The sequence below is a fragment of the Streptomyces pilosus genome (assembly GCF_014649835.1).
In the GTDB taxonomy this organism is placed as follows: domain Bacteria; phylum Actinomycetota; class Actinomycetes; order Streptomycetales; family Streptomycetaceae; genus Streptomyces; species Streptomyces pilosus.
The window spans coordinates 13630-28536 of sequence record NZ_BMTU01000021.1 but is presented as its reverse complement, the minus strand read 5'-3'; the positions used below and the strand labels follow the sequence as shown (position 1 = coordinate 28536).

The 14907-nt window shown below is 68.7% G+C and carries 11 protein-coding genes and 3 pseudogenes; 6 read left to right on the top strand and 8 right to left on the bottom strand.

Annotated features, from left to right (window positions below; all coding sequences use genetic code 11):
• Positions 1-240: 240 nt before the first annotated feature.
• The 4 genes and pseudogenes from IE118_RS34660 to IE118_RS32180 form a co-directional block, all read right to left on the bottom strand.
• Positions 241-384, bottom strand: a pseudogene (locus IE118_RS34660) (IS982 family transposase); the annotation flags it as partial.
• A gap of 262 nt (positions 385-646) precedes the next feature.
• Positions 647-1588 (bottom strand): hypothetical protein, encoded by a 942-nt coding sequence (locus IE118_RS32190; protein WP_189561639.1) that lies wholly within the window; start codon positions 1586-1588, stop codon positions 647-649.
• Positions 1589-2334: 746 nt separating this feature from the next.
• Positions 2335-2715 carry an antibiotic biosynthesis monooxygenase family protein gene (locus IE118_RS32185; RefSeq protein ID WP_189561638.1) on the bottom strand — a complete coding sequence of 127 codons (381 nt, stop codon included), beginning with the start codon at positions 2713-2715 and terminating at the stop codon, positions 2335-2337.
• 34 nt (positions 2716-2749) lie between these two features.
• Entirely contained in the window at positions 2750-5293 is a 2544-nt protein-coding gene (locus IE118_RS32180) for an MMPL family transporter (protein ID WP_189561637.1), read from the bottom strand.
• A 153-nt stretch (positions 5294-5446) separates the two neighbouring features.
• On the opposite strand from IE118_RS32180, the gene IE118_RS32175 reads away from it, so the two are divergent.
• Together IE118_RS32175 and IE118_RS32170 are read left to right on the top strand one after the other, a co-directional pair.
• On the top strand, positions 5447-6043 hold the full coding sequence (locus IE118_RS32175; protein WP_189561636.1) for a TetR/AcrR family transcriptional regulator: 597 nt from the start codon (positions 5447-5449) through the stop codon (positions 6041-6043).
• A 437-nt stretch (positions 6044-6480) separates the two neighbouring features.
• Positions 6481-7362 (top strand): phosphotransferase family protein, encoded by an 882-nt coding sequence (locus tag IE118_RS32170; protein WP_308431863.1) that lies wholly within the window; start codon positions 6481-6483, stop codon positions 7360-7362.
• 169 nt (positions 7363-7531) lie between these two features.
• Here IE118_RS32170 and IE118_RS32165 read toward each other — a convergent pair whose 3' ends face one another.
• On the bottom strand, positions 7532-8407 hold the full coding sequence (locus IE118_RS32165; RefSeq protein WP_189561635.1) for a DUF3800 domain-containing protein: 876 nt from the start codon (positions 8405-8407) through the stop codon (positions 7532-7534).
• A gap of 172 nt (positions 8408-8579) precedes the next feature.
• On the opposite strand from IE118_RS32165, the gene IE118_RS32160 reads away from it, so the two are divergent.
• Positions 8580-10673, top strand: a complete 2094-nt coding sequence (locus IE118_RS32160; protein WP_229847049.1) for an ATP-binding protein — start codon at positions 8580-8582, stop codon at positions 10671-10673.
• A gap of 540 nt (positions 10674-11213) precedes the next feature.
• On the opposite strand, the gene IE118_RS32155 is transcribed toward IE118_RS32160, so the two are convergent.
• Positions 11214-11819: a hypothetical protein gene (locus tag IE118_RS32155; RefSeq protein ID WP_189561634.1), complete on the bottom strand. Its 606-nt coding sequence runs from the start codon at positions 11817-11819 to the stop codon at positions 11214-11216.
• Positions 11820-11986: 167 nt separating this feature from the next.
• Here IE118_RS32155 and IE118_RS32150 point away from each other — a divergent pair, with 167 nt between their 5' ends.
• Positions 11987-13174 carry a helix-turn-helix domain-containing protein gene (locus IE118_RS32150; RefSeq protein WP_189561633.1) on the top strand — a complete coding sequence of 396 codons (1188 nt, stop codon included), beginning with the start codon at positions 11987-11989 and terminating at the stop codon, positions 13172-13174.
• A gap of 42 nt (positions 13175-13216) precedes the next feature.
• On the opposite strand, the pseudogene IE118_RS32145 reads toward IE118_RS32150, so the two are convergent.
• Positions 13217-13394: pseudogene (locus tag IE118_RS32145) on the bottom strand (transposase); the annotation flags it as partial.
• Between the two features lie 38 nt (positions 13395-13432).
• A pseudogene (locus IE118_RS32140) lies at positions 13433-13624 on the bottom strand (SAV_6107 family HEPN domain-containing protein); the annotation flags it as partial.
• Positions 13625-14065: 441 nt separating this feature from the next.
• On the opposite strand from IE118_RS32140, the gene IE118_RS32135 reads away from it, so the two are divergent.
• Together IE118_RS32135 and IE118_RS32130 are read left to right on the top strand one after the other, a co-directional pair.
• On the top strand, positions 14066-14296 hold the full coding sequence (locus tag IE118_RS32135) for a DUF8691 family protein (protein WP_189561632.1): 231 nt from the start codon (positions 14066-14068) through the stop codon (positions 14294-14296).
• A 110-nt stretch (positions 14297-14406) separates the two neighbouring features.
• Positions 14407-14562: a DUF6131 family protein gene (locus tag IE118_RS32130; protein ID WP_086173352.1), complete on the top strand. Its 156-nt coding sequence runs from the start codon at positions 14407-14409 to the stop codon at positions 14560-14562.
• Positions 14563-14907: the final 345 nt, after the last annotated feature.

The window sequence follows — 14907 nt, the reverse complement described above, 5'->3', positions numbered from 1 at the left end:
GCCGCCTCGACATCGCGATCAGGTGGGAAAAGGCTCAGTGCCTGGTCGGTTCCCGACCACGGCCCTGACCATGGTGGTGGTCAGCGGTGTCGGCTATGTACCCCGCCCACCCGTGGCCGGTTCCTCTGGAGGCGCAGGACGAGGTCCCCCGGGGGATCGAGCAGTGGGTGGAGGAACACCAGGAACGGGACGGGCGAGGGGAGCGAGGAGCCGACGGCCACGCAGTGACGCCCACTTCCGAAGGGCCCCTCGTTCGTCGGCCTTGGCTCTCGTCAGGGCGAAGGCGATGGGCAGCCCTTGGAGCCTGCGCATCAGGTGCAGGCGCAGACCCTAGAAGAAGCGGCTGTGGCTGGCGCAGTAGCCGTACCGCAGCAACCCGGCTACAACAAGCGGCTGCGCAAGGCCGCCGAACTGCTACGTCGCATCACCCGAAGCCTGGCCACCATCCCACATGGAGAGCCTGTTCGGGTGCGCGGGGGAGCCGGCGGCGACGCCCCCTGGGGCCGAACGCCGTGGAGTTCGCTGTCGGCCCGAACACGACCTCGCGGTCCACCACTATCGACATCACCTGAAGCCGGTCGCCGCATGAATTTCTGTCGCGAGGGTGTCCAGGTTGTTCGTCACATAGCGATCTTGGGCGGGTCGGCTACGAGTTCGATGACACCAGCCGCGTATGAACGAGCGTTCGTAGCATCGAGGCGCCCGCCCCGACCGCTGCGAGGTGCAGGACTGCCGCGAGCGCGAGGTTTTCCGGCAGGGCTGCATCGGCCGGTTGCGCGACTGCCAGGTACAGGGTGAACGGAAGCTTCCAGCCGCTCCAGGCGAACAATGAGCCCGATCCGAGCCAGCCGAAGACCATCGGGCCCCATCGGGGGACTCGTGCGGGCCGGCCTCGGACGGCAGCCCAGATGGCGACGGACGCCACGAACGCCCAGAGCCCGAAGACGCCGGACAATACATGCCAAGCGAGGTCCCGCTCGCCGCGGTGGGCGATCCCTGCGGTGCCGCCCACCGCCCAGTACAGCCAGATGAGACCGACCGCGGCGCCGACCACCGTCATCCGTGGCAGCGCGCTTGGCGAGCCTTCCCCACGGTCGCCGAGCCGACCCGCGAACGCCTCCGGCCAGCGCCGCCGCAAGTACGTGGGCAGCGCGATGGCCAGACCCAGCCCCATACCCACAAACCCGATCTGAACCAGCGCGGCCTCCCAGACCGGCATCGACGGGCCGGCGTCACCCCCGCTGCTCGAATTTCCATCCTCTGAGCTCAGCAGCGAACTGAGGACGGCGTACGGCAGCACCGGGACGAGGAACCCCGTGCCCACCCAAGCGCAGAACGCCAACGGTGCTGCCGGTATGCGCATCCCCCACGGCCGCACCAGCGCGAGCGCCACCGCGATTCCGATCCCTGCCATACCGATCGTGGCGCTGTTGAGCACCACCCACTCCGCCTTGCCGAATCCGGCCCCTACCGGCAGCAGCCCCAAGAGCGAACCGACCACCCACGACACCTTGATCAGCAAGTAGGGCGTCAGCGCCAGCGCTGCCCCATACGCCGCGACCCGCCCAGCCCGATCCCATCGATCCACTTGAACTCCCCATTCAAGCGACGGAGTTCAAGTCTTATTCACCACTGCCCCCACGGGCGTCAACCGCTGGGCGCATCCACGTCATTACTCAGGAGGAGTGAGAATCAGCCGACGGGAGCATAGTGCAGAGCCACTCCTCGCTCTGCGGTGCTGTTCAAGGTCGCCGAGAGAGGCGGGGCAGGGTCATCCGCCGCGTCTCCTGAGTCCCGACCACGACTGCCAAGAGGTGACCTACGAGTCGGCCTCGTAGGCGTCGGCCTGACCATCACGGTGAAAGGCATCTGCCATGACGTGGACTCGGCCGGACGCGATGCTGACCACGCCTGTGCCCGGCTCTGACCTGCCACCCGGCGCGGCCGCCCAACCTTAAGTGGGACGGCTACCGAGCCCAACTCGCCCGCTACGCCGACGGTCGGGTGCTGCTGCGCTCGAGGCAGGGCACCTCGCTCCCGGAGATCTTCGACGCCTCGCTGGGTCGGCATCCTGACGGTCCGTACTCCTGGCGTTGCCCAGGGAGCGATTGAATCGTTCTCTAGGGTGAGGCGCCGGGTCCGGGGCCAGCAGTTTCTTGCGGGACCGCGGAAAGGACAGGCCGGTTTCTCGGAGTCACGGGCAGTGACTCCGAGGGACCACCCTTGCTCGACTCGGCGGTCACCGCTGCCGCAGTGCGGTCAGGAGGCGCTGGCTGCGTCATCCCGCGCGGCTCGGCCGCGCGAGTATTTCCGGCATCCTCGGGACCAGAAATGTCAGACCTGCATGACCGCTTCGAAGATCATGACGCCGTTGTCGTCGGAGAGCGAGTGGGTGGGGTCGGCGTGCGCGGCGCGGGATGCCTCCGACGAGGTGTAGGCGGTGAATGCGGCGTCGTCCTCGAAGTCGAGGGCGGCCAGGTAGCGGTGTGCGCCCTTGCGGGGACGCAGCAGCCGTGCGTTGCGCAGCCCCGGCACGTCGGTAAGGGTGGCGTGCATGCTGGCGGTGAAGTGGTCCTCGAATGCGCCCTGGGCGGGCGCGGCGACGGTGAACTCGGTGACGGCGGTGATCACTTCTGTCTTCTCTCGGTTGTTGGCGTGATGTCGGTGGCTGTCCCGCCCGGCCGAGGCCCGCACGGCGATGGCGATGATGTGCACCGCGTGTCCGATCGAGTCCCTCTGCGGGGTGCGGTTACAGGGCTGGAGTTGGGCTGGGGGCCGCGGTCGGCTGAGGGAGCCTGCCTGTGCGGCGGGCCCAGATTTCGAACGCGACAGTCATGAACGGGGGTACGGCGGCCAGCAGGGCGAAGATCGTGGTCCGGCCCAGCCGCCACTTCAGCCGGATCGCGACCAGGACGGTCAGGGACACGTAGACGATGAAGGCGGCGCCGTGGAGGGTGCCGAAGATCCGTACGCCGAGTTCGGTGGTTTCGGGAATGTACTTGAGGTACATCCCGGCCAGCAGACCTGCCCACGTGCACGCTTCGATGACCGCGATCCAGGTGAATGCGCGCAGCAGACGGCTGTGGCCGGTCTCGGTGGCCCGTGCGGCCGGCACGTCGGCGGAAGGCGGTGCGGAGGTGGGTGTGGAAGGCGTCTGCGGGGTGCCTGGGCGTGCGGGCCACAGGGCGCGGTCGCCGAGCATGCGGACGATGGCGGGGACCAGGAGCGGGCGGATGAGGAAGGTGTCCAGCAGGATGCCGCAGGCCATGGCGAAACCGAACTGGAACAGTTCGCGGATCGGCTGGGTCATCAGGACGGCGAAGGTCGCCGCGAGGATGAGGCCCGCGGAGGAGACGACGCCGCCGGTGCGTGTCAGGGCGGAGGTGATCGCCTTCGCCGGGGGCTGGGTGCGCAATTCCTGCTTGAACCGGCTCATGACGAAGATGTTGTAGTCGACGCCGAGCGCGACGAGAAAGACAAAGATGTACGCGGTGACGCGGTTGCCGATGCCGTCGTCACCGAGGACGGTCACGGTGAAGAAGGTGGTGGCGCCCAGGGTGGCCAGGAACGACAGGACCAGGGTCGCGGCCAGGTAGAGCGGGGCAAGGAGCGAGCGGAGCAGCAGGACGAGGACCGCGGTGATGATGGCTAGGACCAGGAGCACGATGAAGGTCGTGTCGCGGTCGAGGGCGGAGCGGATGTCGGCGTTCTGCGCGGTCTCGCCGCCGATGAGCACCGTGGCGTCCTGCACCCCGGCGGCCTGGGCTGCAGATTGTGTGGCCTGCTTGAGGGGACCGATCGCGTCGAGTGCCTTGGAGCTGTAGGGGTCGAGGTCGAGGACGACGTCGTAGAAGACGGTCTTGCCGTCCTTGCCCATGCGGGGGTCTGCGACACGGCTGACGTGATCGGCATCGGTGAGTGCGGTGGCGATGTCGGCGGGTGCGGGGCCGGAGCGCAGGTTTTCCTGGGAGCGGACGATGACGGTACTGGGGGCGATCTCGCCGGGCCCGAATTCCTCCTGGATGAGGTGTTGCCCGTGCTCCGACTCGGTGGCGGCGCGGAAGCCGCTGAGGGTGTTGAAGCTCTCCTGGTAGCCGAGCAGTCCCGCGCTCAGCACCACGAGGAGTGCGATCACGGCCGAGGCCACCTTGACGGGGGCCCGTGCGACCAGGGCGGCGATGCGGTGCCAGATGCCTGCGCCGCGACTGCGTTCGGCGGCCTTGCCCACGCCCCCGGACCAGAAGACGCCCCTGCCCAGCAGGAGGACCAGGGCGGGGATGAAGGTGAACGCCACCAGCGCCATAACGGCCACGCCCAGGGCGAGGTACGGTCCGAAGCCGTGAAGTGCCGGGGAGATGGCCACGAGCAGGGCGAACATGGCGAGCACGATGGTTGAGGCGCTGGCGAGGACGGACTCGGCGGTGCGGCGCACGGCGGTCTGCATGGCGCGGGCGCCGTCTGGCTCGTCGAGCAGGGTCTCGCGGTAGCGGGCGGTGATGATCAGCGCGTAGTCCGTGCCCACCCCAAACAGCAGCACGGTCATGATCGAGGCGGTCTGGGAGCTGACCGTGATGACTCCGGCGTCCGCGAGAATCGCGCCGAGCGTCTCCGCCACGCGCATAGCCACGCCCACGGCAAGAAGCGGCACGAGCGCCATCAGGGGCGAGCGGTAGATCGCCAGCAGGATGATCAGGACGAGCACGATAGTGGCCAGCAGCAGGACTTTGTCACCGCCGCTGAAGACCTTCACGGTGTCGGTGGCGATCCCGGCGGGGCCGGTCACTGCGACGTCGGCGGGCCCGGCCCGGTCGGACGCGAGGGCACGCACCTCGTCGACCGCGTTTTGGAAGGACTCGTCCGAGGGGCTTCCCTTCATGGGCACGATGACCAGCTGAGCACCGCGGTCCTGCGAGACCAACTCGGCCGCAGCGTCGGGAGCGGTCACCGTGGAGACCACGCTCACGACATGGTCGGGTCGGCTGATTCCGGAAAGGGCCGAGGTGATGGCGGCGACCGCCTGTGTGGTGCTCGCCGCGGCGTCGGTGCCCTTGCCGCGGACCACGATGACCGCCGGCGTCGCGTCCTGGCCCGGAAGCTGGGCGCGGACGAGATCACGGGCCTTCATCGAGTCCGAGGCGGCGGGCGGCAGGTTGGCGGACGCGTTGTCCTCGACGGATTCCAGGGCCGGGGCGACCCCGGCGAGGAGGCCCGCGATCAGGACCCAGAAGGCCGCCACCACGGCGGCGCGCTTCTTCGATCCCAGGAGACATCGGAGCAGAGCGGGGGAGTTCATCGGTTGCATCGGGCAGCCTTCGGCAGGAAGCACGGACAGAACTTAGCGACAGGGTGTCTCTAAGTTGCGTCAAGCTAACACGCTCTCTCGGCCTCTCGGGCGTGGGGGTAGGTTGGCGGGAGACGGCACAGTGTCCGAGGTGAAGCGGAGAAAATGCCCAAGATTGAAGCTGGCAGTGTCCGGGAGCACCGGGCCCAGCGGCTCGCGCGGCTGATCGATGCGGCCGAGGAGCTCCTGGAAGAGGGCGGCGTCGAAGCCCTCACAGCCGGAGCGGTTGCCGCGCGAGCCGGGATCGCCCGCAACAGCATCTACCGCTACTTCAACTCCATCGACGACCTGCTGGAACTCGTTGTCACCCGCGAATTCCCCGCCTGGATCGACGCAGTGGAGCAGGCCATCGCGAGCGAGACCACGCCCGCCACCCAAGCTGCCGCCTACGTCAGGGCCAACCTCGAACAGGCGGCTCGCGGAACCCACGGCTGGCGGGCCGCGCTCTCGCGCGGCTCGCTCTCTCCCTCGGCGCGGGAGCGGGTGAGGAATCTGCACATCTCGCTACATGAGGCGCTCGCCCGGGTCGTGCGCGAACTGGGGCAGCCACAGCCCGAGCTGACCGTGGCGGTGGTCCAGGCAGTTGTCGATGCATGCATCCGCAGAGTCGACCAGGGCGACGATCTGACGACCGTGTCCAACTTTGCGGTGGAAGCGACGCGTCGACTGCTCGCGGACGACGACTTGCCGCATCACCCGTGACGTACCCCGACCGGGCGGCCCGCAGGCCCGTCGATAGTGAAGCCCCGGCAGAACGAGCCCGATCTTGAGGCGCCCAGGACCGTGACGCAGACCGCTGTCTGCCCGAGCCCGCCGGCATCGGGCCGTCCCTGCTGCACCACCTGCCCCTAATCAACAGCGCGTGACCCAGCACACCACCACTACAGTGGAGGCGCGCCCTCACGGGCGCTCCTTATGCACTCAGAGGACACAGGCGAATGCGCGTGATGCGGCGACGAGCGCCCGGCGTCGAGCTGGAGCACTGAGACAGCGGAACCTCCGCTTCTCAGCCCCGACTCGCGGTCCGGCTCGGCGCGCACCCCCTCACCCGCCACCCGTTTCCCGGACCTCTGAGAGCTGCCCCGATGCCTGCACCGCCCACCAGCGGCCGTCTGCAATAGACCGACGTCCCCACGCCCCTGCGCGCCCGCCTCGAAGACGCCCTCGGAGCACCCGTCACCGACACGGTCACCCCCGGCGGCGGCTTCGGCCACCAGCTCGCTGCCGCGCTCACCCTGGCCGACGGCCGCCGGGCCTTCGTCAAAGCAGCCCCCGACGACGACCCGCTGACCGCCGCCAACGTCCACGAGGCCGCCGTCCTCGACTCGCTGCCACCCGGCGCCCCGGCCCCGGACCTACTCGGCATCCACTGCGCGGCCGGCTGGACCGCCGTCGTCATCGCCCACCTGAACGGCCCGCACCCCGACCTCTCCCCAGCCTCCGGCGACGCCGAACAGACCTGGACCCTGCTGGACAAGCTCACCTCCAGCCCCGCCCCGGCCCTCTACGCCGCGGCGGTGAACGGCACGCCCTCCACCACGGCGACCCTGCACGGCTGGAACAACCTGCTCGCCGATCCGCCGGCCGACCTCGCCCCCGCCGCCCGCGCCCACCTTCCGCAGCTCACCGAACTCGAGGCGGCCTGGCCCGCCCTCGCCCACGGCGACCGCATCGTCCACGGCGACCTACGCGCCGACAACATGGTCCGCGACCACCACGCTGGCGTGACATTCGTGGACTGGGCACACGCCAGCCTCGGCCCCGCCTGCATCGACGCCGCCTCCCTCGCCCCGCAACTCATCCTCGCCGGACACACGCCCGCAGACATCGCCCGCCTGCTCCGCGACCACCCCGCCACCGCCAACAGCCCCGACACCACCACCGCATTCCTCGCCGCACTCACCGGCCACTGGCACCGCAACGCCCGCAAGCCCACACCCCCCGGCGCCCCCGGACTGCGCGCCTACCAACACCGCGCTGCAGCTGCCGGCCTCGCCCTTCTCGGATACTGCCTGAGCTGAAACCCGCAGATGTGTCCCTCTCGTGTCAGTGGCCGGGTGGGGCTGTGGCAGGGGATCTAGGCGCGGTCAGCCGGTCGTGCGCCAGCCGGGACGGAAGTTGCAGGCAAGCGCCGGCGCTGTCCTCCGGACGTTGGTCCCACCGAACGAAGCAGGCGGCTCACTCCTGTGTCTAGTTAGGGTTCGGAGCATCGAGTCCACTGTTGCTCGCGAAGATCCATCCAAGATGAGGTAGCCCCGTGCCCATGGAACTGGCGGTTTCCGGGAGGACGTACCCGTCTTCGCCCAAGGAACCGAATACCCAGTAGGCGAGATTGATTAGCGCCCTTGAGTTGTACGTAGCGCTGGGGATGAACTTCAGCCCTGTCCCGCCCACGTAGCCGCGGTAGTTCTTCGCGAGCAGTTTGTAGATGAGTTCCTTGTAGGGAGTGGCGGCGGGGGCGCCGGCGATGAGGGCGGTGGTGGCGGCTGCTACAAGGTCCGCGAGCTGCAGGTGGTCCACGTGGTCAGAGCGTGTGGTGATGATGGGCAGCAGTATGTGCTTGTCGGCGGGCTTTACGTACTGGGTTCCGTCGGTGTCCAGCGCAAGGGCATCGGCCAGCCAGCGAGTCTCGTCGGGGCGCCCTCCGCCCGGCTGATCAGCGATCATGATGCCCTTCCCCTCACCGAGCGTGTAGGTGACCCGCTCGTAGAGGTACTCCAGCATTTCGCTCTTCAGGTCCGTCTCGGACCACCCCGGCATCAGCTCAGGTGCACATACGACGACGCAGGCCCGCACTTCGAGCTCGATGGCTACTTCCAGCATCCGCACCCGAGCGGTATGCAGATCGGTCCACTTCTTGTGAAGAGGCCCCCCGTCCGGTGACCACTTGAACTCCGTACCGGCCGGAACGCCCAGCTCCTGCCGCAGCCGGGCGAGCTGCTCGCGATAGGGCTGAAGCGACTCCTGGGAAAAGATCACCGCCCCGTAGGCGTGGAGGGCTCCGAGACCCTCTCTCGGGACGTCCTTTCGCTTACGTGAGCTGTCGTCCATGAACGCGAAGTACATGGTGGGAAGCCTAAGACCGACCGCATGGATCAGGTTCAGGCTTTGGTATAACTCTGCACCGGTAGACCGCAGCTCGGCCACACGTCGGCTGCTTCACCGCTGCGAGTGGTGACGAAACCCCATTACGCACGGCGATGTGTACCGCTCTGTGCGCAACCGGTACGGTCACCGCATGTTTGGGGAGCACAACACACAAGGCGCCGCCCGTACGGAAGTGGGCCCGGGCGTGATCCGCACCGAACTGCCGACGCAGAGCGGACCACCGTTGACGGAGTTCGAGCTCTCGGTGGGCGAGCGCAAGATCCTCCAGTTCAAGAAGAGGCCCCAGATCACGGCAGTCGCCGAACTGGTATGGAACGCCCTGGACGCCAACGCCACCGAGGTCCGCGTCGAACTGCGCCGCTCCAGCATGAAGGCGATCACCGACGTCGTGGTGACCGACAACGGTCACGGCATGACACCCGAGCGAGCACGCACCGCCTTCCAGGCCTTCGGCACCACCTGGAAGACCAGCAGGACGCACACCGAAGGCGGGGAACGTATCCTGCACGGCCGCAACGGCGAAGGCCGCCTCTTCGCCTTCGCTCTGGGCGACCAACTCACTTGGGAGTCCACTGCCAAGGTCGGTGATGCCTTGGCCGGGGTCCAGATCCGCGGTAACGCTGACCACGCCACCATTTGGCAGGTCGAAGAGACAGAGCCAGCTAGAGAAACGCCTGGCACGACAGTCCGTATCTCCGTGCCCCAGGGCAAGCCTTTGAGCAGCCTGGAGCGCGACGATGCCGCCGCCAACCTCACTGCCAAGCTGGCGTTTTATCTCCTGGCCTACCCGCACGTGCGCGTCACGTTCGACGGTAAACGGCTCGACCCCAGCGACATCATCGTCGGCGAACCCATCGATCTGACATTGGACCTGTCGGAGGAGTACGCCGACGAGGACCCGCCCCCAGTCGTCACCTTCGTCGAGTGGAACAAGCGGATGGGCGACCGCAAGATGCTCATCTGCAACGCCGATGGCATCGCCCTCGGCGAGCACGGCCCCGACTGGTCCGACGGCATCATCAGTTTCACCCCCTACCTGCGCGCCAACCTGTTCAACGGCCTGTCCGTCGATGACTTGCACGGACTGACCATGGCCCACTCCGGGCTCCTGGACGCGGCCATCAAGGCCGTCCAGAAGCACCTGGCCATTCGCGGAGCCCAGATTTCCGCAGAGGTCGTGCGGCAGCTGAAGACCGAAGGCATCTACCCCTACGACGACCAGCCCGTGACCGGAGCCCTGGCCATAGAACGCCAGACCTTCGACGTCGTCGTCACTGCCGCCCGCCACGCACTTCCCGCCAAAGGGGCTGCGCGCAGCCTCTCCGTCAACCTCATCCGCACGGCGTTGGAGAGCAGCCCCGGCGACCTCCACGCCATCCTCGAAAAGGTCCTGGCGCTAAGCGACGACGACCGCCGGCACCTGAAGAATCTCCTGGACAGCACCGACCTGACCCACGTCATCGGCGCGGCCACCACGGTCACCAACCGCCTGAACTTCATCCAAGCCCTGCGTAAGATCCTCGCCGACGATCACCTCCGCAAGAACCTGCGCGAGGTCGACCAGCTCCACCCCATGGTCAACCGGAACCTGTGGCTGTTCGGCGAGGACTGGCACATGACCAGGAGCGAGCTGGGACTCACCAACGTCCTCCAGGCCCACCTGGAAGACCACCTGGGTGAAGAAGTCGCCCTGGAGCACGAACTCGAAGCCGTGCCCCAACCGGACGGGCGCAGCGGCCGGGTGGACATCCTGATGTTCCGCAGCCGCCGGGACGACAACTCCACCGAGCGCCTCGTCATCGAGCTCAAGCGACCGACCGTGAAGGTCGGCCCGAAAGAACTCACTCAAATCAAGAACTACGCCCGGGCCATCATCGACGACCCCCAGTACAGCGGGGTCGGCTGCAAATGGCGCTTCTACCTCGTCACCTACGACTACTCCGACAAGATCCTCCGTGACATCCGGCAGAAGGACCGCCCCGCTGGCCTCGCCGACGTACAGGACGACTACGAGGTCTGGGTCAAGAGCTGGGGCGAGATCCTCGACGCCGGGGAGAGAAGGCTGCGGTTCTTCCAGGAACAGCTGAACTACGAGGCGACCGACGACCGCGTAACCCAGCACCTACGCGAGAGCTACTCACACTTCATTCCTGACGCCCTGACACCGCCGCAAGGCGAATCCGAACAGACTGAGCCGACTGCCACCCCGGAACAAGAACAGTGAATAGCGAGGCCCCGAGATCGTGTCCCGAGGCCTCGCGCGGGTCGACTCAATGGCCGGACGGGAGCGGCGTCCTGCCGAGTTCCCGCAGCGCCTTCATCTGCTCCGCCCCTGAGCCGGCCCCCCCTCGATGTTGTGTTCGAGACCCACACGCCCAGCTTCACGGTCCCCGGCACAAGGCTGGCGGCATCTGGTTCTCCCGCTTCCATACCTAACACTCAGGCGCTTTTCCGCTGTCATCTGCTGAACGTTTGGACTTTAGGCAGCGAGGTTGGGTTGGGTAGGTACCACAGCAGCATGCGCTCCGCTAGGCGAAGGAACGTCTCAACATTCCTTACGAGGTCCTGTGCGTTTCGCAGCGACGCTGCCCTTCGACACCTGCCGTAGAGGCCTTCTCATTTGGCGAGTCTGCGGTAGCAGATGAGGGTGCAGGCGATGCTGGTGAAGGCCAGGAAGTGGTCGCCGCCGGCGGAGCAGGTGGGCTCGTCAGCGGCGCGGCCGGGTTCCGGCCGCGCCGCTGACGAGCTGTGGTCAGCCCGCGGGTCAGTGGAGCTTGTTGACGGCGGTCTTCGTCGTGGTGCGGAAGGCGGTCAGCGGGGCGTCCTCGAGGTCGCCCATCTGGCCCCAGCGGACGAGGGTGACGGTGCGGCCGTCGCGGCCGACGGAGAACAGGTGGATGTCGGAGATGCCGATCTGCGGGTCGGCGGTGTCCAGGCTGTAGACCCAGGCGCCCTCCTCGACGGCGAGCTTGCCGTGGGAGGCGCTGACGGCCTGCAGGCCCGGGTTCTGCTGCTCCAGCAGGGGGCCGCAGCCGGCGAGGGCCCCGCGGAGGGTGTCGACCAGCTTCACGGCGTCGGCTTCGGTACGGGCGACGGTGGTGACCTGGACGCCGTTGGTGTCGAGCTCGGTGCTGAACTCGCGGTAGCGGGTGTTCTGCGCCGGGATCTTGTAGGGGGCGCAGAGGACGCCGCCGTTCTCCGGGACGCCGGTGAAGACCTGGGTGGCGGTCCACGGCGTCGACGACGGCGGCATCTGGGAGGCGGCGAGGAAGGCGGGCTGGGCAGCGGCCTGCGCCGGGGCTGTGGCGAGGGCCGCGAGGCCCAGTGTGGCAGCGGCTGCGGTGGCGAGTGCGGTGCGGAGCTTGTTCATGGTGGTGGATCCCCCGTCGGGTCGTTCGTTCGGTCAGTGCTCGACCAGCGTGGGGCCGGCGCCCGCCGACTGCAACGATCACGCACCCACCAGCCGTCCCGGAACCATTCCACCCCCGCTGACGTGCAAGGACGTGAAGGATGGGACGCAGGGTCGAAGGGGATGGAATGCCGAAGGACGCCGCCGTCGAGGAGTTCGCGGGGCTCGTGCGCGCGCTGAAGGCGCGGGACGGGAGGAGTTACGAGGCGCTGGGCCGGCGGCTGAGCGTCAGCGCGTCCACTCTCCACCGCTACTGCTCGGGCGCGACCGTCCCGGAGGAGTTCGCCATGGTCGACCGCCTCGCCCTGCTGTGCGGGGCGGACGAGGAGGAACGGCGGGCCCTGGAGGCGGCCTGGACGGAGGCGGACCGCGCCCGCCGCCGAGCGGCCTCACCCCCGCCCACGCCTGTGCCGGCCGTGTCGGCCGCGCCGGAATCGAACCCGGAACCGTCCGCGCCGGACCCGTCCGCCGCGGATCTGTCCGCGCCGGAGGCGCCCCGCGCCCGCCCCCGTCGTGGCGCCCCCGCTCCCCTTCTCGTCGCCGCCACCGTCGCCCTCCTCGTCGCCCTCGTCGTGCTCGCCCTCGCCGCCGCCCTGCTCGGCCACCCCACCCATACGGCTTCCGCCCCCGCTCCCGCTTCCACCGCTCCGGGGCGGACCGCGGCCCCCCTCCCCTTCACCTGGAGCATCGGTTCCCAGCTCTGGGAGGGCGGCTGCGGGCACACCTACCTCGTGGACCGGGCCCCCCGCGCGGTCGCCCCGCCGCCGGTCACGGCCGACTCCGGGGCGTGGGCCGGGACGCACGGTGCCGTGCACGGCGGGGAGGCGCTGATGCGGATCACGGTCCAGGGCCGGTCGCCGTCCGACGCCGTCGTCCTCCATGCCCTGCACGTGCGCGTGGTCGACCGCGCCGCACCGCTGCCGTGGAACGCGTACCGGATGGACAACGGCTGTGGCGGCGCCGTCACCCCGCGCCACTTCGCCGTGGACCTCGACCGGCCGCGCCCGCTCGCGAAGCCCGTCGACGGCCTTGACGCCTCCGGCGCCGAGGTCCGGAAGATCCCGGCCGTCTCCTTCCCGTACAAGGTCACCTCCTCCGACCCCGAGGAGCTGCTGGTCTCCGCGCGGACGGCGAGCTGCGACTGCCGCTGGTACCTGGAACTGGAGTGGAGCGCCGGGGGCCGTACCGGGACGGTGCGGATCACGGACGGCGGGAAGCCGTTCCGCACGAGCGGGACCAGGGGGAGGCCGACGTACGTGCACGACTCCGCCGAAGGGCGCTGGATCACAGACTCGGACTCTGGACAGACCGGATGACCGATGAGTAACTGGTGAGGCCAGGAAGTGGAACGACGCGGAAGGCAACTGCTGCCAGGCGCAGCCCGACGTGGCCACGAACACGATCGCGGCCAGCACCTCCCGGTCACCGTGCCCGCCGCCGGCCACCACCTTGCGGCCACGACGGCGCCTCCGGCACCACCCGCTGGAACAACTCCCACAGCTCGTCCGGCACGAGCCGCTCAACGATCCCCACCATGACCCACGCAATACCGGTGTAGGCAAATGAGATGATCTCTTAGCGCGAGCCCTCACCTTGGCCTGTGATGCGAACACCGACGCCCACGAGCTGAGCTCCGGAGCCACCTCTGGCAGGACCTCCCAGGCTGAACGAATGCGCACGGGCACGGGCCTGACGGACTTCTTCGAGCGGCCTCGTGTCGCTAGCACCGCTGCGGTTGTACGCAGTGCTGCGAGACGCGCTGTGGCTGTTGCACACCGCGGCCGGCGTGAACCCGGCCGTCTTCGACCTCTCCCGCCTCCTGCCCGACACCGCAGGTCAGCCCTCTACCTCGCGTCCGGCCCTCCAGCCCCGCCCCTGACCCGCTGGTGGTCAGCATCTCAGGCTGATCGCCGTGGCCGGTGAGGAACGCCAGCAGTGCGCACGGCAGGCGGGCCTCCGTCGGGTTTCAGCGCGCACGATGTGTTCAGCCGACACGCTGCCAGGTGGGCGTGGAGAGCCCGTCGCGGAGGGTGAACGGCCGGCGCCGTGGCGACGGCGGGAACGCCCCGCATCCTGCAGGGCATCCGGGGAGGTTCACTCAGCCCAGTCGCCGGTGGGACCGGTGCCGGCCCGCACACCCGGTGCGGGTGATGCCCTCAGGCGGGGGCCGGGGCCAGCATGGGCTGGTCGCTGTAGGAGGTGAGCGTATGCGTTACGAGTTCCGGGTCCACGGTCCTGGTCCGGCCAGCGCAGCGGAGGTGTTCCCCGAACTGGAAGCCGCGACGCTGGGCGAGGACACCATCTTGTACGGGGCCGTCATCGACGAGGCGCACCTTTTCGGTCTCCTGGCCCGCTTCCGCATGCTGGGCGTGCTGGTCACGAAGATGCGGCAGGTCCCCTCACCCATCGACGGTTCCCGGGCACCCCTCATCGATTAGCCCTGGCGCGGCCCATCTGCCCTGGTCGTGCGCTCAGCCACACTGAGACTTCCCTGACGGGGCGCTGCGGTACATAGTGAAAGCAGTACTCCTGCGCAACGGAGGCGGTCATGCTCCTCCTCGGCATCATCCTGCTGGTCGTCGGCTTCGTCACCGGCATATCGATCCTGTGGACGATCGGAATCATCCTCGCGGTCATCGGCGCGATCTTGTGGATCATGGGCTCCATGGGACACGCCGTCGCCGGACGCCGGCACTACTGGTGACCTCCCGGAACACGAACTGAACCCGGCGACGGTCCCAGGCCCCGCGAGGCGGGCAGGTACCCCGCCGATGCCTGCCAGCCCCGCGCCCCCACCGCTCGGCCTCCCACCAGTGCCAGGGGAAGGAACGGGCGGAGCGTGGTGGAGGCGCAGCCGGGAATCGGGGCGGATGGCGTCCTGCCTTCCGCAACGGCGCGCCGCCGGCCCCGCGCCGACCCTTGCCAGCGCCGTGCCGCCCGCTGGCAGCCCGCGCGTCCGCTGAGTTCTCCTGAGCGGCAAGCAGCTGCCGTTGCTCAGCATCGAGTTCCTGGACAGGCGTACCCGCAGGTGCCGGTGCCAGCTGGAATT

Excerpts from the sequence above, each read along its gene's own strand:
- IE118_RS32130 (WP_086173352.1), top strand. The coding sequence starts at position 14,407 with ATGCTCCTCCTCGGCATCATCCTGCTGGTCGTCGGCTTCGTCACCGGC.
- IE118_RS32165 (WP_189561635.1), bottom strand. The coding sequence starts at position 8,407 with ATGTACTTCGCGTTCATGGACGACAGCTCACGTAAGCGAAAGGACGTC.
- IE118_RS32180 (WP_189561637.1), bottom strand. The coding sequence starts at position 5,293 with ATGAACTCCCCCGCTCTGCTCCGATGTCTCCTGGGATCGAAGAAGCGC.
- IE118_RS32135 (WP_189561632.1), top strand. The coding sequence starts at position 14,066 with ATGCGTTACGAGTTCCGGGTCCACGGTCCTGGTCCGGCCAGCGCAGCG.
- IE118_RS32150 (WP_189561633.1), top strand. The coding sequence starts at position 11,987 with ATGCCGAAGGACGCCGCCGTCGAGGAGTTCGCGGGGCTCGTGCGCGCG.
- IE118_RS32175 (WP_189561636.1), top strand. The coding sequence starts at position 5,447 with ATGCCCAAGATTGAAGCTGGCAGTGTCCGGGAGCACCGGGCCCAGCGG.
- IE118_RS32160 (WP_229847049.1), top strand. The coding sequence starts at position 8,580 with ATGTTTGGGGAGCACAACACACAAGGCGCCGCCCGTACGGAAGTGGGC.
- IE118_RS32155 (WP_189561634.1), bottom strand. The coding sequence starts at position 11,819 with ATGAACAAGCTCCGCACCGCACTCGCCACCGCAGCCGCTGCCACACTG.